Source organism: Paenibacillus sp. RS8 (genome assembly GCF_041956825.1).
In the GTDB taxonomy this organism is placed as follows: domain Bacteria; phylum Bacillota; class Bacilli; order Paenibacillales; family Paenibacillaceae; genus Paenibacillus_AQ.
Map to the genome: position 1 here is coordinate 5,464,987 of NZ_CP168131.1, position 17,764 is coordinate 5,482,750.

General features: G+C 42.1%; 16 protein-coding genes. 2 read left to right on the plus strand and 14 right to left on the minus strand.

What is annotated here, in order from left to right; genetic code table 11:
- Window positions 1-109: 109 nt before the first annotated feature.
- The 7 genes from ACDZ28_RS25840 to ACDZ28_RS25870 form a co-directional block, all read right to left on the minus strand.
- A complete protein-coding gene (locus ACDZ28_RS25840) occupies window positions 110-814 on the minus strand; it encodes a hypothetical protein (RefSeq protein WP_076118791.1) in 705 nt (234 codons plus the stop codon).
- Window positions 815-891: 77 nt separating this feature from the next.
- The gene (locus ACDZ28_RS25845; protein WP_375103126.1) at window positions 892-3,198 is read right to left on the minus strand and encodes a thiamine pyrophosphate-dependent enzyme; all 2,307 of its coding nucleotides are present in this window, start codon (window positions 3,196-3,198) and stop codon (window positions 892-894) included.
- A gap of 25 nt (window positions 3,199-3,223) precedes the next feature.
- Window positions 3,224-4,234 carry a 2-oxoacid:acceptor oxidoreductase family protein gene (locus ACDZ28_RS25850; RefSeq protein WP_042128438.1) on the minus strand — a complete coding sequence of 337 codons (1,011 nt, stop codon included), beginning with the start codon at window positions 4,232-4,234 and terminating at the stop codon, window positions 3,224-3,226.
- Between the two features lie 382 nt (window positions 4,235-4,616).
- Entirely contained in the window at window positions 4,617-4,904 is a 288-nt protein-coding gene (locus ACDZ28_RS25855) for a YolD-like family protein (protein WP_375103127.1), read from the minus strand.
- Between the two features lie 336 nt (window positions 4,905-5,240).
- Window positions 5,241-5,363, minus strand: coding sequence for a YjcZ family sporulation protein (locus ACDZ28_RS25860; protein ID WP_212567867.1), 123 nt, complete (start codon window positions 5,361-5,363; stop codon window positions 5,241-5,243).
- A 215-nt stretch (window positions 5,364-5,578) separates the two neighbouring features.
- Window positions 5,579-6,463 carry a cation diffusion facilitator family transporter gene (locus ACDZ28_RS25865; RefSeq protein ID WP_042128442.1) on the minus strand — a complete coding sequence of 295 codons (885 nt, stop codon included), beginning with the start codon at window positions 6,461-6,463 and terminating at the stop codon, window positions 5,579-5,581.
- Between the two features lie 286 nt (window positions 6,464-6,749).
- Complete coding sequence (locus tag ACDZ28_RS25870) at window positions 6,750-7,202, minus strand: hypothetical protein (RefSeq protein WP_375103128.1); 453 nt, start codon at window positions 7,200-7,202, stop codon at window positions 6,750-6,752.
- A 630-nt stretch (window positions 7,203-7,832) separates the two neighbouring features.
- Here ACDZ28_RS25870 and ACDZ28_RS25875 point away from each other — a divergent pair.
- Complete coding sequence (locus ACDZ28_RS25875; RefSeq protein ID WP_375103129.1) at window positions 7,833-9,176, plus strand: amino acid permease; 1,344 nt, start codon at window positions 7,833-7,835, stop codon at window positions 9,174-9,176.
- 356 nt (window positions 9,177-9,532) lie between these two features.
- Complete coding sequence (locus ACDZ28_RS25880; RefSeq protein ID WP_375103130.1) at window positions 9,533-9,988, plus strand: hypothetical protein; 456 nt, start codon at window positions 9,533-9,535, stop codon at window positions 9,986-9,988.
- A gap of 229 nt (window positions 9,989-10,217) precedes the next feature.
- Here the strand turns inward: ACDZ28_RS25880 and ACDZ28_RS25885 are convergent, their stop codons facing one another.
- From ACDZ28_RS25885 to ACDZ28_RS25915, 7 genes are all read right to left on the minus strand, one after another.
- Complete coding sequence (locus ACDZ28_RS25885) at window positions 10,218-10,904, minus strand: DUF6273 domain-containing protein (RefSeq protein WP_375103131.1); 687 nt, start codon at window positions 10,902-10,904, stop codon at window positions 10,218-10,220.
- 95 nt (window positions 10,905-10,999) lie between these two features.
- The gene (locus tag ACDZ28_RS25890; protein WP_076283476.1) at window positions 11,000-12,451 is read right to left on the minus strand and encodes a nicotinate phosphoribosyltransferase; all 1,452 of its coding nucleotides are present in this window, start codon (window positions 12,449-12,451) and stop codon (window positions 11,000-11,002) included.
- 52 nt (window positions 12,452-12,503) lie between these two features.
- Window positions 12,504-13,043, minus strand: a complete 540-nt coding sequence (locus ACDZ28_RS25895) for a cysteine hydrolase family protein (protein WP_375103132.1) — start codon at window positions 13,041-13,043, stop codon at window positions 12,504-12,506.
- Window positions 13,044-13,073: 30 nt separating this feature from the next.
- Complete coding sequence (locus tag ACDZ28_RS25900) at window positions 13,074-13,844, minus strand: NUDIX domain-containing protein (RefSeq protein WP_042128449.1); 771 nt, start codon at window positions 13,842-13,844, stop codon at window positions 13,074-13,076.
- A 165-nt stretch (window positions 13,845-14,009) separates the two neighbouring features.
- Window positions 14,010-14,474 carry a RicAFT regulatory complex protein RicA family protein gene (locus tag ACDZ28_RS25905; RefSeq protein ID WP_375103133.1) on the minus strand — a complete coding sequence of 155 codons (465 nt, stop codon included), beginning with the start codon at window positions 14,472-14,474 and terminating at the stop codon, window positions 14,010-14,012.
- 13 nt (window positions 14,475-14,487) lie between these two features.
- The gene (miaB, locus tag ACDZ28_RS25910) at window positions 14,488-16,074 is read right to left on the minus strand and encodes a tRNA (N6-isopentenyl adenosine(37)-C2)-methylthiotransferase MiaB (protein WP_375105419.1); all 1,587 of its coding nucleotides are present in this window, start codon (window positions 16,072-16,074) and stop codon (window positions 14,488-14,490) included.
- 468 nt (window positions 16,075-16,542) lie between these two features.
- Window positions 16,543-17,763 (minus strand): VWA domain-containing protein, encoded by a 1,221-nt coding sequence (locus ACDZ28_RS25915; RefSeq protein ID WP_375103134.1) that lies wholly within the window; start codon window positions 17,761-17,763, stop codon window positions 16,543-16,545.
- Window position 17,764 lies beyond the last annotated feature (1 nt).

Here is a 17,764-nt window from a genome sequence, read left to right on the forward strand (position 1 = left end):
TTGTTTTCCATGCTAATAACTAAGTGCTCTGGAGTTCGATAACCACTTTGTAAGCGCAAATATCCATTCATTAGACGTAATTTAGTGAAAAACCTCCATTTTTATATGATCAAGGGATTTGTGGGTTATTTGTTTTCAACCGATCAAACTCAAAAATCTTACGTAAATAGTAAGGACTAGTCGTATTCTCTCTTTCAAAAACACCCATGTATCCAACCTCATTAAAAACAACATATTCAAGAGTAACCAATGGATCGGGACGATTAATTTGCCAATAATAATGTAATTCTAAAGGAGCTTTATACCATAACCAATCTAAATCTTTAAGAGCTACATTTCTATGCTGGAGAACCCATATACTGAAGGCTACATGAGGGTCGTCTACAGGAATTTCTGAGTTTGGATTTTTATCTTTTAAATGATTTGCTGACGTTGAGAGTACATCATTAATATCTGATTCGACGGAAAATTGTGAGACGGATTTAATCTTATTAAATTGCTCAGTATATTTATTAGCCTTCGTTAGCTCATGGATTTCATTCAAACTAATCTTAGGGCCATAAAAAATAACACAGACACTAATCAAACCAAATAGTAGGGCTTTTGAGTAAAGAAATGTTTTCTTTTTATTCATAACAATCAATCCAATGATAAAACCTACAGGAATCAGTAACCCAAATAAATTGACGTAGAACTCACAAAGTAAAAACGCCCCTATTATGATCATCCAGTCTTTTAGCTTCAATGTCTTTCGCTGATCAACATAAGACAATAGTAATGAAACAAAAAAGCATATCCATAGAATCCAGCTCAATAGAATCATCCCTCCCTACTACCATTATATACAAATAACCCGGCAGACGAATCTGCCGGGTTATTTATCATTATATCTTACAAATCAGGATGCTCATGTTTTGCTTTCAGACGATTCCAGCGACGCTCCACTTCTGCCTCAAAGCTGCGTAAAGCTGGTTCATTCTCAGGCTTCAGTAAATGACGGGTTTTACCCATTGTCTTCAACCAAGCAGAGAGCTCAACGCGTTTGCCTTTATCCTCTGGATTGTACGTAATATTCGTAGAACCGTGCTCCACTTCATATAGAGGGAAGAAGCAAGATTCAACAGCCAACGAAACGATGTTGGTGCCTTCTTTATCTTCAGACATCCAGTTCAGCGGGCATGCGATCAATATTTTGCCGTACACAAGTCCTTCGTTCTGAGCGTACCATTGTGCTTTTGCTGCTTTCTTCACAAGATCCTGCGGGTAAGCTTCAGAACCTGTAAAGACATATGGAATGTTAGTAGCTGCCATGATTTGTGCAGTATCCTTATGCTGTGTAACTTTACCTTGCTGATTCTTACCTATGCTGGATGTAGAGGTACGGTGACCCAGTGGTGTGGAATAGGACTGCTGAGCACCTGTGTTCATGTAACCTTCGTTATCGTACTCTACGATAATCATTTTGTGACCGCGTAGTGCAGCCCCAATCGCCGGCCCCATTCCGATGTCCATACCGCCATCACCAGTTACCATTACAAAGGTAAAGTCGTCTTGAAGCCCCAGTCCGTCCAATTCACCACGGCGTTTGCGTTCCCAGAACATTTCTACGACACCGGATAAGGTAGCTGCACCATTTTGGAACAGGTTATGAATAAAGGTAGATTTATGAGAAGAATATGGATAGCCCGTAGTCGTTACCATCGCACAACCCGTGTGATAAAGCGCTACGATATCCCCTTCAATGCCTTTGAAGAACGTCTCCAGACCTGAGAAAATCCCACAGCCCGGACATGCGCCATGACCTGGTGCCAGCCGCTTAGGTTTCTTCGTCAAGCTCCGCAGTGGGGGTATCCGCACACTTAATTTTCCTGTTGATTCATCTTGTTTTACCGTAATTAATCCTGTCTTCAGTGAATCAAAATTCATCGGCTTCAATAGACGCTGTGGCGCTTTGTCCGGAGTACCTGGATTGTGACCATAGTAGTCAAACGGAACTTCAACACGGTCTGCTGCAACGGCATCTAATGCCAATTGGAAGAACGCATGACCATCTTCTGCATAGAAGTCCTTACCGCCCAACCCGTAAATACGGCTAATAACCTTTGTAGTAGTGTTACCGTAGGTGAACAAAGCTGCCTTGATTTCATTTACCATATTACCGCCGTGACCGCCAACCGAATCCGCGCGATCTCCTACAGTGATTGCCTTAACATGCTTCAGCGCTTCAGCCATTTGCTTCTGCGGGAAAGGTCGAATCATATTCGGTGAAATTGCACCTGCTTTGATCCCTTGCAAACGAAGCTGATCTACCACATCTTTAATGATCTCTGACGCTGAGTTCATCAAGAATACCGCTACTTCTGCATCTTCCATCCGATACTCTTCGATCATTGGATAGTGGCGTCCGGTCAATTCAGCGAATTCTTTAGCAATTTCTTCGAAGACTTCACCCGCATTGTACATCGCTACCGACTGCTGATAACGGTTGTTGATATAATCAGGTTCGTTCATGTAAGGACCTACGGTAACCGGATTATTGCGGTCCAGTGTATCCGTAAAGCCTGCCGGAGGTTGTGGTCCGACAAATTTGTGAACATCCTCACGGTGAGTAAATGCTTGTACGCGGCGTTTCTGGTGAGAAGTAAAATATCCGTCTGATGCTACCATTACTGGAAGTCTCACTTTGGCGTGCTCAGCTAGCTTTAATGCCATCAGGTTCATATCATAAACGGATTGTGGATCACGGCACATTAGAATCGGCCAGCCCGTATTTAGCGCAAAATACAAATCAGAATGGTCACCGTGAATATTAAGCGGACCGGAAATCGAGCGGCAGATCAAATTCATAACCATAGGCATCCGAGTACCAGCTTGTACCGGCAATTGCTCTAGCATGAACATATAGCCTTGGGCGCTGGTTGCATTAAATACACGTCCACCAGCCGTCGAAGCTCCATAACAGATTCCTGCAGAGCTATGTTCACCATCTGATGGAATGAGCATAATATCATGCTGACCGTTCGCTTTCATCGTATCTAGAAATTGAGCCACTTCTGTCGATGGGGAGATCGGAAAATAACCCATGACATGATAATTTATTTGATGGGCAGCATAAGCCGCCATTTCATTGCCGGATTCATATAGGAATTTCTGCTCTACTTTCTTTGAGCCTACTTCTTTTTCATAATCTATAGCCACGTGTGTTCCACCTTTCCATCGTTAATTAGGCCTCGGTAACGAGATCAAAAATATGCCGGACAGTATGACTTTCTGCATAGCCATCTTCCTCGCGTTCGCCAGACAAAGCCGTTGTAGGACAAGCTTCTACGCATTTTAAACAGCCTTTACAGTATTGATAATCAATGCCTTGCAGGAACATTTGCGGACGCCCCTTCTTATCAGGCTGCTCCTCCCAAACAAAACATAAATCAGGGCATACCGTATCGCACTGTGCACAATGAATACAATCATCTAATTTAAAATGAGGTAATAAACCGGATCTTGAAATGCTGAGATTCTTTAAAAAGCTGCTGCCAGGATTCGTAATGGTACCGCCAATAGGCTGTGTCTCATAACCTAAGGCCGAAATATCGGATCGGACGAACTCAGGCATAACCGCACCTTCAGGCAAAGGGAAATGCATGAAAGTAACTTCATTAAATCCACGTTCGAAAGTAGTTAGTGCAGATTGAACAGCCTGCGGATATTTTTTGCCAAGAGATTTCTCGATAACACCCTTCATAATTTCAGGATCCAAAAAATCACACATCCGGAACAATGCGCCTAACATTGCCATGTTTACACGGTTCTTCTCATCTAATGCGATCGTTGTGGCATCAACAACAGCTATGGTTCCTGCCATCATATTTAAAGAAGCCTTCAAATCCTCCGGTGACTTGGCTGAGTTCACTAGCACCGTGCTATGATCATAAATTCCGCTAGTTACGTTGACGGTCTTTGCCAACGCTTCGTGGAATATACCTACAACATGAGGTCGTTCTACCGGTGAAGTGTCACGAATATGCGTGTTCAAATCACAAAAACGGATATGCGCTTTTACCGCTGATCCCTTTTTCTCAGAACCATAGGATGAAAAGCTCACTCCATTCATTCCAGCACCGACAACGCCTGCTTCTGCAAGCATTTTACCAGCTAAGTTCGCGCCTAGCCCTCCAATTGATTCCAGACGAATCTCAAAAAAACCGAGTTCGTTCACTTTTGGTAACTGTACCACCGACATAGCCCCTTTCAGAATGTCATCAGTATAATATCCTTTTGACTTTTTCAACGATTGTATCTTGATTTTGCAAGTTGCGAAGTGACAAATCTTGCATTTTCCATGTGTTACCTAAGCATATTTAGCTACTTATATTTAGCAATAAAATTAAAAATTAAGATGTTAAATTCATCACATTCCACATTTGAAACTATCAATAACCTCTTCCCGTTTGTGGTAAAGAAAGTTTTCCTGAGTATCAAAAGAGCCTTTCAGAATTACAGGAAATATTCTAATGAAAAGATTCTCTCCCTTAAAACGGTGGATGGGATATAGTTTCCGGGTTAAGGTAAGTACATTATTAAATAAGAAAAAGCCTCAGGATTACCCTGAGGCTTTACTATGTAAAAGCTCCTATAACATCAACCATTTCGACCCATTCCCAACCATCATCACTTGTTCTCAATTTAATCTGCTGTAATTTTTGATCTACTCGCATTACAATACCACGTATTTCCTTATCTTTAACTTGGTCAAATAGTGTGAGTGTTATCGGACTATGATCCTCCATTGATTGAGCTAGTACCTGAGATATCTCAGCTAACGCTTGAGGATCTAGATTAAGTTCGCTATGAATCTCATTCCGCGAATCAGAAAGAATACACTGTTTATGCTCTGGTATAATCATTCGGCTCCCCTCCCTTAGTCCATTATCTTCGAGTTATCCAGCCATGAAACTCCCCTATTTCATCGTCCAGTAATCAGTGCTACTGCCGTCCATGCCTCACTGTATCTCCTATGTCACTGTCTGAACCCTTTTGAATCACAGGGCCAGCCTTTCCCTTCCTTCAACTATAATCGCTGTCTCAGGAGTCTTCCGTGCCGTGTTACTGAGCATATTCAGCCTCCAGAATAAGAACATCCGTTTTCATTATAACCAAACATACGTTCTTAAATCAATGTAAAAAAAATCCGTCAGCAGTTTGGGCTGACGGATTAAACACCTCAGACTTCCGCTAACATCTTATAGCAGGATTGTCTTAGAAATAATTACAAGGAGGATAAACAATACTAAGATTGCACCAGTAGATGTAAAGGCACCCCCGATACCGCCTCCATATCCAACACCAGCAACATTTTCGCTCATTATAATTCCTCCTCTGCATTTGAGTACATCTTAGGATATGCAATCCCCCTTATAGCGCTTGGGTAAATGGGTAACAAGATGTCTATCCACCAGAGGATCTAAACAGCCCTTTCATGCACCTCCTCCTTCTAAGGTTGACAGGACGCTTCTATCTCAGTCAACTCGGACGATCCTGGACTAGCTCTCTTAATGCTCACAAGATTTTCATCACCTTCTTAATGAGTCTGCGGTTGATTTTTTAACAGCTCTTCCTCTGGTTCAACATGTATCAACACCTGAGCATGTTTGAAAGCTATTTTAATGGCATGTTCAATTTCATCGCATATTTTATGAGCCGTACTGATATCCATCGAGGAAGGGATGACAAGGTGGAAATCCACATATTCTTCCGGACCAGATCGACGGGTACGAAAATCATGAATTTCGATAAATCTTTCTTTAAATACTTCAATGATACGTAAGATCTCGATTTCCTCTTCATCAGTTAGTCGTGCGTCCAGCAAAGGCGGAAAGGATTCCTTGAGGAGCTTGTAGGCTTCACTCATAATATAACAAGCTAAAATAATTCCGATAATTGGGTCCAGTATTGTCCATCCAGTAATGGTGACCAATAATAAACTAGCCGCTACGCCCAAAGATGTGAAAACATCAGTCAGAAGATGCAGGGCATTAGATTTCATTGCAACAGAATGGAGTTCATCTGCCTTCTTCTTAACCTTTCGGGAAACGACATAATTGAGTCCTGCCCCGACCACCATCACAATGATTCCCAAATAGGGAAGCTCGATGTCGGTTGGATTCAATATTTTATGGATGCACTCATAAATAATCCATATTCCTGCTACAAAAATAAGTAAGGTTTCAATCGTCCCTGAAATATTCTCCACCTTGCCGTGCCCATAAGGGTGTGTTTTATCCGCAGAACGGCTCGATATTCGGACCGAAAAGAATGCTATTAACGAGGCTACTAAATCTAAGGTAGAATGGATCGCTTCCGAAATAACTGCCACAGAACCTGTAACAATGCCTACAATGAGTTTTAGAAGAACGACAAATGTGTTGCTAAGTACAGATAGGAAAGCAACTTTCGAACCATTCAAGAGCTTCACAACCTTTTTTCTGATATAAATAATAACTTAGCAGACGGATATCGTGTGGGTCTACAGCAACCTTATTGCAAATCTACAAGATAGTATATCCTGCTTTAAAGTCTTTCCATAGTGCAAGAAAAAAACACTACCATCTACGAAATCTAAATTACGGAGTTCAATGTATAAACAAGAAGAAACCCGTCAGGCAAAAGCCCAGCGGGTTATTTTATGTATGCTTTATTTCAAACTAATTCCTGACGAATCAGGTATGGTCACAGTTTTCATATAGTATAATTTACGGTCTCAAATAATTCATGGCAGTAATCAAAATATGGGTGATTCCAAAAATAGCACATGGAACGAGGAGAATATAGTTTTTCATCCAAAGTCCGACGAAAAAGAAATACAAAGGCGGCATGCATGCAATTCCTAATATCAGTAACCATGGAGCAACCACCCCATTATAATAGAAAACCCAAGAAATATAATAAGCTGCCAAAAACATTATTGCCAGTCCGATGTAAAGGTTGCTGTTACTTCCTTCGCCTTTGTTTATCAGAACAATCATAAGAATAACCGTCAACACTCCAAACATTCCTTCTATAATATTCAATATTTTATAGACGGAACTGTTTTCAGTAAGCACATTATTTGCTGGAGGCATGAACATCCAGATTATATTAGGAAGCAGCTGTAATGCGTACAATAAAAGGCCTTTCAACGAAAATTGAAATCCATAATTCATCATAATACCCTCCCAAATTATTAATTGGTTAAGTATATTTCAAGGTGAAAAAGCACACCTCCGACACTAGTCTGGTTTCTCATTTTCTCTTCTTTCGATATTTCTGAATCAAATAAAGCAAAACAAATCCTAGTAGCAACAAGCCAAGTATTGTGATCCATAGAATTGCTGGATTTCCCACAGAAAAGTATGTATTTCTATACTGATAGTTTTCATTATTCATATGAATAGATTAATTCATTTGGAACATTATGTATATGTATTCTACACACGTTTCTCTAATAGCAGAAATCGGAGTTACGATTGAAACGATTCAAAAACATTTAGGACATAGCAATGCATTAGTAACAAGGCTTATTTACACGTGACCATGAAAAGAAGAAAAGAAGCTTCAGAAAAATTCGATTTATTCATGAATGGATAATAATTGTGGGGAGAATGTGGGTAAAACTTAAAATATCTTCTTATTTTATAACGAATATTTATCATATTCTACATGTTAAATATCACACTCGAGTGAAAAGTCACCCTTATGCAAAAAAATATGTGTTATTTTTACTTTTCAACTAGTCCGTTTCAGGATAAACTGATGCTTGGTGTAATTTTTCGAAGACAGCTTAGGAGGCATTAATTGTGAAGTCAAACGAAGCATCATTACAGAAAAAATTGCTTCCTCGGCATATCAGCTTTATGGCGATGGGCGGAGTAATCGGTACGGGGATTTTTAAAGGAAGTTCTGAGACCATTAGTATTGCTGGACCTGCGGTTATTCTTACTTATGTTTTAGCAGGCTTGCTACTCTTAGTGGTCATGGGGGCCATAGCGGAAATGGCTACGGTTTACCCGAATAGGAACATGAAGGACTTCATTCGTGAGGCTTTTGGGGAACGGCTCTCCTTTATCGTGGGCTGGTTGTATTGCTTCATGTGGTTGACCGTCTGTGTGATTGAAGTGCTGGCAGCAGGCAGCTTCTTGCAATACTGGTTACCGGATGTTCCATTATGGCTGCTTAGTCTTGCAAGTGGAGCTTTGATTATCGGCATCAACATGATGAGTGTAGGTGGTTATGGAGAGACGGAGTTTTGGTTAGCCGGAATCAAAATCGCTATGATCATCATCTTCATTATCTTAGGAAGCTCATTAATTTTCGGACTGTTACCAATGTCTGAGGCTACTCCTTACTTACACAACTTTACGGATTATGGTGGATTTCTCCCGAGAGGCTGGGCCCCCATCTTCTCTGCCCTTCTTGTCGTTATGTTCTCATACGGCGGGTCTGAGTTAATCGGACTTACCCTGACGGAGACACAGGATGCAGAAAAGGTCTTACCTAAGGTTGTTAAAAGCTTCATTCTACGCGTGATTCTGTTCTATACATTACCGATTTTAGTCATCTGTGGCTTAATACCCTGGAATCAACTGAATGAGCATACAAGCCCGTTTGTTCAAGTGTTAGCCGCTACAGGACTTAAGGGTGCCGATCACGTCATGAACTTCATTCTGATTACAGCAGTGCTCTCTGCTGCCAATTCTGGTATCTATGGCGCCACCCGGATGCTACACTCTATGGCTTCACAGGGCGAAGCACCACGCAGCTTAGCAAAAACCTCTGCAAAAGGTGTACCGATCAACAGTCTGAAGCTCTGTGCTGTTGTTCTTGTTATTGGATCCATGCTAGCGTACTTCGCGCAAGATGGCCTGTTCCGTTTACTAATGGCTGTTCCAGGCTTTGTGGTTATTCTCGTATGGATCAGTATTTGTATGTCACAACTTAAACTGAGAAAGTCTTATCCGAAAGAACCCACCTTTAAGGTATGGGGATTCCCTTATATAACCGTTCTAACACTTGCTTGTTTAGCGGTTATCGCGGTTTCCTTCCTCTTCGATGCTCAGAACCGTATCAGTATAGGTACGTGTCTGGCTGTCGTGTTGATGCTTACGATTTGGTCGTTCGTAAAATTCAAGAAAAAGAATTAAGGGTTCTAGCTCGGACCAATTTATCAAAAAGAGGTGTATCCCTTGTTCTTCACATTAGCGAAGAGAGGGACACGCCTCTTTTTAATTATTGCCATTCAAAACATGTTCGCAGTCACCACCATGAGCGGCCAACTTCTTCGCCTTCTTTGGTTATATAGTTATCTTCAACCGTTTTTCATATACAAATAAGCTGAAGCCATCGGATTTTTTCGTTTTGGAAAAAAACAAAAAAAACGCAGGAACATCACTCTCCCTTTCTTTTTTTGTATATCTGTTTATCTAACACTAATCATGACTCCTTTACATACAATGTCTCGTGACAAATGACTATTGTAATTAATAATGGAGGGAACAGAATGTCTATCTATAATAATTCTACTATGATTTATCCCAATGGGATGAGGAATACAACTGTTGACGAAAGAGAAATGGTGATGCCTCATCCTGTCGTAGTGGAGGCAAGACAAATTGCTTTGAATCAAATTTTAGTTACTTATGATCAACCTGCGGATTTAGCATCTGCAACAAATATTTCGAATTATTGGATAAGAAGTAATATGCCAAATCCAAATGACATAGCTAGTGTAGGAATGGGAGAGGCCCTTACTAGAGAGAATACGATTCGTGCTGATAAGGGAATGATAGCTGCAATTGATAATTCAAAAATGAGATTTGTTATGTCCTTCAATACGAATGCTACTATGGGCGTTCTGTATATCTTGCTCCCTTGTTTTGTTAATTTAGAGGAGAGATCAGGGTACACAGGGGCAAACTGGGGGCCGTTTAGTAGAAATATGTTTATCGGACTGTAGTTATAAGAATGAGATGTGTAATTTTTGCAGGCACCAAGAAGTCGATCCTTGGTTATCGAGAATCTTTTTTTAAATCGCAAGCTTTAGATGTTTAAATAATCGAGATACAAGATCTACCAGTGTAATAATAATACTTAATAAAAAGAGGTGTATCCCTTGTTCTTCACATTAGCGAAGAGAGGGACACGCCTCTTTTTTAATTATTGCCACTCTAAACCGATTGTCTTTATCATGGAAGATTAATTACTATTGCTGGGCGCACACCGTCACGGGCTACACTTACATTCGCATAGCTGCGAATACTGCAGCCCGGTCCGATAAAAAACGCACGTGAAGGTTTGTTTCCTTGTGTACGCAGCCACCACCAAGAGCAGCCAAACTCCTCGCCGTCTTTGATTATATAGTTCTCTTTATCCGTTTTATCATATACGTATAAGCTGCATCCATCAGATTTTTTCATTTTGGCAAAGTCCGTTCCAACGGCACGGCGCAGCTCTTTGCCGTGTATCTCAGAGTATGCCTTTATCTCATCCACACTAAGCAAAAAAACATTATCCTCTGTATCTGGGGTACCCTCTCCATTGTCATTACAACGGGTCGTCTTTATTAATTCCTTCTCAGTTGCATTGAATGCTGTGTGATAGAATTCATCATTCAACCACTCTCGTAAATCACAGTCGTGCCACGTAATATCCACGCTATCACGCCATTTTACATCTGCGCTCTTGCCTTGATATCTCTTGCAGTCCAAAATATATTCACTCAAAACAATCAGTTCACTACCAGAGTTATGGAGAACACGCCATTCAATCGGCAGTGCTTTACCATCCTTTGATTGTGAATACGTGCCGAAAGTAATGATTTGGCCTAGTTTAACGTTTCTGTTCAGCGCTAAAGCAAGCTTCCCCTTTTCCATTAAGTTCTCCTCCTTATTTGCTCCGAAAAAACAAAAAAACGCGGGTACATCACTCTCCCGCGTTAACACTGTTGACAGAATTAATCCTGCAAAATCTATTCAATATCCGGGCGTATATGCTCAGCGATTAACTGCTGTTTGCTAGTCCAGACCTTTTCACTCAAATTCACCCGATATACTTCAGGATTCAGCTTACGTTGATACTCCGGCCAGAATAGGTCCTTTTGCTCCCGATGATAACGGCGAACCTCATTCAAATCCGGTAAAGTATACACTTGAAATCCGTTAACGTATATCGGTTCTAGCATAGGCAATGCCTCGTAACGCTCGACATACTTATGCATATATGGATGCAGCGGATTAAACAGCTTCAACCGCGCACCGTTACGTGGAGCTTCCTCTTCTGGAAAGCAGATATAATCCGCAAGCGCTTTGCCATTTTTACCGATAATCCGAAATACGTCCTTCTTTCCAGGTGTGGATACTTTCTCAGGGTTAGAGGAAATCTTGATCGTCGGGATCATTTCTCCAGTTGCGGACTCAATTTCCACCAGCTTATAGACCCCACCCAAAGAGGGTTGGTCCGAGGCTGTGATCAATTGTGTACCCACTCCCCAAGTATCAATAGCTGCGCCTTGCAGCTTCAGATCCATGATCGTGTTCTCATCCAAATCATTGGAAGCCACAATCTTCACATAATCCAGGCCAGCATCATCCAGCATCTTCCGCGCTTGACGGGATAAGTAAGCCAAGTCACCGCTATCCAAACGGATACCGACCATTTTCTTACCTTGTGCCTCAAGCTTCTTAGCTGTATTGATTGCATTAGGCACCCCACTACGGAGTGTATCAAAGGTGTCTACCAACAGTGTCACTTCGTCCGGCATCACCTTAGCATAGGCATCAAAAGCCTCCTGTTCGCTGCCAAAGCTCTGAACCCAGGAATGTGCATGTGTTCCCTTGGTCGGAATACTAAACATTTTACCCGCCAGCATGTTAGAAGTAGCATCAAAGCCGCCAATATAGGCTGCTCTAGCCCCCCACACTGCTGCATCAGCTTCTTGCGCACGCCGGGTACCAAACTCCAGCAAGATGTCATTCGGAGCCACCTGCTTAATTCGTGAAGCCTTAGTAGCGATCAACGTCTGGTAGTTCATGAAGTTCAGAATGGCTGTCTCCACCAGCTGAGCCTCCATAATTGTCCCTTCCACACGGATTAATGGCTCATCCGGAAAAATCAAAGCGCCTTCTTTCATCGAATGAACGGTTCCCTGAAAATGAAACTGTAACAGTTCCTCCAAAAATGCGGGAGCATAGTTCTCTTCTTGCTCCGACAAATAACGGATATCATCTTCGGTGAACCGCAAACCGCCGATATAACCAACAATACGCTCTAACCCTGCGAATACAGCATAGCCGTTACCGAAAGGTAGCTTACGGAAATAAGCCTCAAATACAGCCTTCCGTTTATGAGTTCCATTCACCCAGTGAGCGTACATCATATTGATCTGATATTTATCCGTATGTAGCGCAAGTTCTCTTCTCAAGTCCTCATCTCCTAATATCTACGCTGCTATATGTGTATGTTCTGTTCTAGTATTATGCCTTAACAAAGGCTGCTCCTAAACTTCCCCGGAAATGTTCTAATGCCCAAGTATGTCCACCGGGATTAAAGCTGGCTACCGCATCCTCGTGCACTGTAATAGCAAACCCTTTGTTATAGGCATCCACTGCTGTGTGCAGTACACAAATATCTGTGCAGACCCCAATTAAATGAAGTTCAGTAATGCCTCGTTCCCGCAGCTTGATCTCCAGATCTGTTCCACTAAAGGCGCTATAACGCGTTTTGTCCATCCAATAGATGGATTCTCGATTCTGCTCATATACAGACTTCAAGCTTCCGAACAACTCTCGTCCGTCACTCCCGCGTACATTATGAGGAGGGAATAGCTTGCTCTCCGGATGGTAAGTGTCATTCTCTTCATGCAAATCCACGGCCATAACAACATAATCGCCACTGTGTACAAACGCTGAAGTTAACTGGCTGATCCTAGGCTCGATATCTACGGCTGGCTGACCAACAGGTAGATTTCCATTAACAAAATCATTAGTAAAGTCGATCACTATTAGTGCTCTCATGAGATTAATCCCCTCTCCTGATTTAAGCCACTACGTATAAATGGATAACAAAGGCTCATGATCTGTGAACATATAGAGCTGAGCTGGACGCTGGGAGTATTGATTTGAACTAAGCGCATTTCCCTCTTCGTCTCTTACTTCTTTTAATATACCCTGACGACTACGTGTTGAAGTGATTTTACGGATAAAATTCGGTTCCTTAAATTCCGGCACTACCGTTTGTATCACCTGATAGAGCTCACTAAGGGTAAAATGCCTAGGCAAAAACTGTCTTGCAATCGTAGTTTGCAGCATTTGTTGTTGAATACGTAAGTATGCATCCTTGATGATATCGTGGTGGTCAAAAGCGAGCTCCAGCTCTTCAAGCGCTTCCTGCAACGTAAATAATCCTACCTCGCCAGCATCATCTGAAGCTTGTCTTTGCTCAAGCATCCATTCCTCTACCAGGGCGAAAAAGGCATGACTGATAATCCAACCGCGAGGGTCGCGACCTGGTGTACTGTAAACGCCCAAATATTCCAAATGACCGCCATCTACACCAGTCTCTTCTTTGAGTTCACGGGTAGCGGCAGCATAAATGGACTCATCCTCCTGACAGAAACCGCCAGGGAGAGCCCACATTCCAGCACATGGCCATTTCTTCCGTCGAATTAACATGACTTTAAGCTCACGTAAGGGAAGTGTCTTTGTGACCGTCTTACGTTCGCGTTTGGTCAGTGTAAACATTACGATGTCAGCCGGAACTCCGTCCGGTGTACGATATTTTTTGGCGTTATAGGTTTGTTCCCCATTTTCGCTCATATTTGCCCCATCCTTTTCCGAAGCTATAATTTTACTGATTCGTATCTTTAAATGTACCAAACCTTAACTTCTAAAATCAACAGCTGGACATAGAAAGATAAGGATTATGTATAGTGTGAAACTTAAGGGGGCGGATCTGCATCCGCCCCCTAAACTGAGTGTGGGTTATCCGCATGTGGTCGGAGGCGCTTCGGTGCCGGCTTCCACATTAATTTTTTCCGAAACAGTATCTCTAATCACGGAAATTACAAGCTGGAGTAGATAATTGATGTCACTCTGGCTCTGCTGAAATTCGTTCACGACTGGAATGCCGTCAATTTCATCCTGCAACACTTCAATTTCACGCTCGATCTTAGCTACCATATCTTTATTATTAAAGCTTTCGAAGGCAACAATCTCCTTCTGCTTTTTCTTAATCGTGGCGATCAGGCTTTGTACCCGCTCGTGGTTCAAGATTTTTTGTTCTGCCTGTTGAAAATGCTTTACCTCTTCACTAGTTGAAATTAATGTTGCAAGTTCTTTAGCTTTGCCCATAATATCCTCGCGTACAATTAAGTCACGGGTATTATAAGTCTTCATTCCATATTTATTCAAACGTTGTTCCTCTGTACTCACAAGCCATCTCCCCATTCGTATGTGATGATTAATGAACAGCTGCAGCTTCTGCCACAATATCCCCTTTAATGTACCATGTTTTGGTATCTGTAATTCTCACTTTTACAAATGTGCCAACAAGCTCCTTCGGACCTTCAAAATGGACCAGCTTGTTCGCACGGGAACGGCCGGAAAGGACTTCAGAGTTATTCTTACTCTCCCCTTCAACCAGCACCTCAACGACTTCACCTAACATACGGTCATTAATAATCCGGCTGTTCTCTTTAATGAGATCATTGAGTCTTTGTAGACGTTCGCTCTTCACCGACATAGGTACATTATCCTCCATAGCAGCTGCAGGAGTACCCTCACGAGGTGAATAAATGAACGTATATGCCATATCATACCCAACCTCGCGCACTAGCGAAAGAGTATCTTCAAATTGCTCGTCCGTCTCTCCAGGGAAACCAACGATAATATCGGTACTCAACACTGCATTAGGCACACTTATCTTGATCTTGCGAACTAACTCCAGATAAGCTTCACGAGTATATTTGCGACTCATTTTCTTAAGTACAGCAGTGCTTCCCGATTGAACCGGTAGATGGATATGTTCCACCAGATTGCCGCCTTTGCCTAGTACTTCAATTAATTTATCGTCAAAATCACGCGGATGCGATGTCATAAAGCGAATGCGCGGAATATCAATCAAACGCATGTCATCCATCAGATCACCGAAGGTGTAATCAATGTCTGTAAAATCCTTACCGTATGCGTTTACGTTCTGCCCCAGTAAAGTGACTTCCTTAAAGCCTTGACGCGCAAGCTCTCTTACTTCAGCAATGACGTCTTCCGGACGGCGACTGCGTTCTTTTCCCCGTGTAAAGGGTACGATACAGTACGTACAGAACTTATCACAGCCATACATAATATTTACCCAAGCCCGCATACCCTCGCGTTTCTTCGGTAAATTCTCAATAATATCGCCTTCCTTAGACCATACCTCCACCACAAGCTCTTTGCTGAATACAGCTTCTTTAATGAGGTGTGGCAGTCGGTGAATATTATGCGTACCGAAGATCATATCCACGAATCCATGCTTAGACATAATTCGATTGACTACGCCTTCCTCCTGCGACATGCAGCCACACACGCCCAGCAAAAGACCTGGCTTCTCAATCTTCAAGTTCTTAAGATGACCAAGCTCTCCAAATACCTTATCCTCGGCGTTCTCGCGAATCGCACAAGTATTTAAGAGAATGATATCCGCATCATTCCGGTCATCGACGCTTTTGTAGCCCATCTGTTCCAAAAGGCCCTTCATCGTTTCCGTGTCATGCTCATTCATTTGGCAGCCGTAAGTCGTTATATGATAATATTTGTCTACTCCGAAATTGTGCATTTCTTCTGGAATCTCGAAATCATAATGCACTTCTATTTCTTCCTTGCCGCGCCGTTTTCCTTCTTTGTAATCAGGCTGACTATTAATTTGTACATTTCTTCCTTTAATCCGGTAAGTAATCTTACCTTCTTCTTCACTAATTACCTTCGCGTCACTAAAATCAAAATATTTCGAATAATCCTTCGAACCCTTGCCGGATTTTAAGTCCGGTGAGTTGTGGTTCCCCTTAGTCATGCTGTTTTCACGTCCTCTATTTAAAATGTAGCTCATTGATGTTTTAACCCAATATAAAATTATAGCACATCCTGTAACATTACTTCCATCTTAGATGTCAATCCCTATATGCACTGATCTAGGTTTATCAAGCAAAAACGCCTTTGGCCTCCCAAAAGAGACGGTACCGTTTATGCAAGAAATATAAGGATAATGTAAGCGTGAAGCTTAACTTTCCTATATTTTTGAAAAATCAGGTCTATTTTACCACAGGGAGAGTGCAGAGCATACTCTAAAAGAAAATTTCAAATAGGTCAAGTAACAGCTATCCTATGACTCCCATAAAAAAATACCCTGCCGGCGAGCGACAGGGCCAAATTCTATTGTATAAAGGGGGGTATGATATCTATATACGCCACAAAAGCTGTAATGAAACACAGTTCTTGTCTGAAGAACACTTTTTATGAAATTGTAAAATGATATCTCCAGTTAAATTCCTTTCGTTCCAAGTTTCTTGGCTAATTCAGAAAGATCTTGTCCTTTTAGCGCACCTTCTACTAACTGAGGCAGCAGTGCAGGTGTACACGCAAAACAAGGCGTTCCATCGCGAGTCAAGGATCTAGCCACATGCTCATCGTAGAAAGGCTTGCCTTCATCAGATAAAGCGAGTAAACACATCGTTCTGACACCTGATTCCTTCAGATGACGCATACGACGGATTAAACCCGCTTGGTTCCCACCTTCGTACAGATCCGAGATGATAATAAATAAGGTCTTCTTCGGCTGCTCAATAAATTGTTCACAATAAGCAACAGATTTTTGTATATCTGTACCACCGCCTAGCTGAATCCCAAACAACATGTCAACAGGATCATTCGCACATTGCTCAGTCAGATCAACGACCTCTGTATCAAATACAACTACTCGAGTACTTAATGAAGGGATACTTGCAAAGATCGAGCCCACAACTGAGGCCCAAATAATAGATTCTGCCATAGAACCACTCTGATCGATATCCACAATGACTGTCCATTCCTTGCTGCGTCTAGCCCGATCATAATAGTAGAATCTCTCAGGGATAATCTGCCGCCGTTTTGCATCATAATGCTTCAGATTGCGTTTTATCGTCCGTGTCCAATCTATGCCACTAAGTGAAGGCAATGGAGAATGCTGTCTGCGATTCAGTGCACCCGTCACCGCCCGACGAAGATCCTCCTCCATACGCTTAACAAGATCATCTACAACTGCCTTCACTAACAGGCGAGCAGTGTCTTTTGTCTTCTCAGGAATCTTTCCTTTAAGGGAAAGGAGTGTACCTACTAACTGTATATCCGGTTTCACTGTTGCAAGAACTTCCGGTTCAAATAATAGCTGCTTCCAGCCCTTCCGTTCCATTGCATCATGTTGAATAACCGAGACGATATCCTCAGGGAAAAAATTGCGAACATCTCCTAACCATTTCGCCAACCGAGGTGCAGATTTACCTGATCCTGCTCCTCTTTGTCCGGAGGCAGCAGTGTTAACAGTGCCACTATTTCCAATCTCACTCGTCTCATCATATATAGCGGCCAGCGCCTGATCCATTATGAGTTCATCTTCGGACAGGTGAATACTTGTGTTTCCGCTAGAAACGGTCAACTGTTCTTCTGCGAATTGGCCAAGAATAAGCCGCCAGCGAGCTACAACACTTGAATCTACTGAAGTACTCATC

Bases quoted from the DNA above. Each gene is read 5' to 3' on its own strand.
- ACDZ28_RS25915 (WP_375103134.1), bottom strand. From the start codon at position 17,763: ATGAGTACTTCAGTAGATTCAAGTGTTGTAGCTCGCTGGCGGCTTATT.
- miaB (WP_375105419.1), bottom strand. From the start codon at position 16,074: ATGACTAAGGGGAACCACAACTCACCGGACTTAAAATCCGGCAAGGGT.
- ACDZ28_RS25885 (WP_375103131.1), bottom strand. From the start codon at position 10,904: ATGGAAAAGGGGAAGCTTGCTTTAGCGCTGAACAGAAACGTTAAACTA.
- ACDZ28_RS25895 (WP_375103132.1), bottom strand. From the start codon at position 13,043: ATGAGAGCACTAATAGTGATCGACTTTACTAATGATTTTGTTAATGGA.
- ACDZ28_RS25870 (WP_375103128.1), bottom strand. From the start codon at position 7,202: ATGATGAATTATGGATTTCAATTTTCGTTGAAAGGCCTTTTATTGTAC.
- ACDZ28_RS25905 (WP_375103133.1), bottom strand. From the start codon at position 14,474: ATGGGGAGATGGCTTGTGAGTACAGAGGAACAACGTTTGAATAAATAT.
- ACDZ28_RS25860 (WP_212567867.1), bottom strand. From the start codon at position 5,363: ATGAGCGAAAATGTTGCTGGTGTTGGATATGGAGGCGGTATCGGGGGT.
- ACDZ28_RS25900 (WP_042128449.1), bottom strand. From the start codon at position 13,844: ATGAGCGAAAATGGGGAACAAACCTATAACGCCAAAAAATATCGTACA.
- ACDZ28_RS25855 (WP_375103127.1), bottom strand. From the start codon at position 4,904: ATGATTATACCAGAGCATAAACAGTGTATTCTTTCTGATTCGCGGAAT.
- ACDZ28_RS25880 (WP_375103130.1), top strand. From the start codon at position 9,533: ATGTCTATCTATAATAATTCTACTATGATTTATCCCAATGGGATGAGG.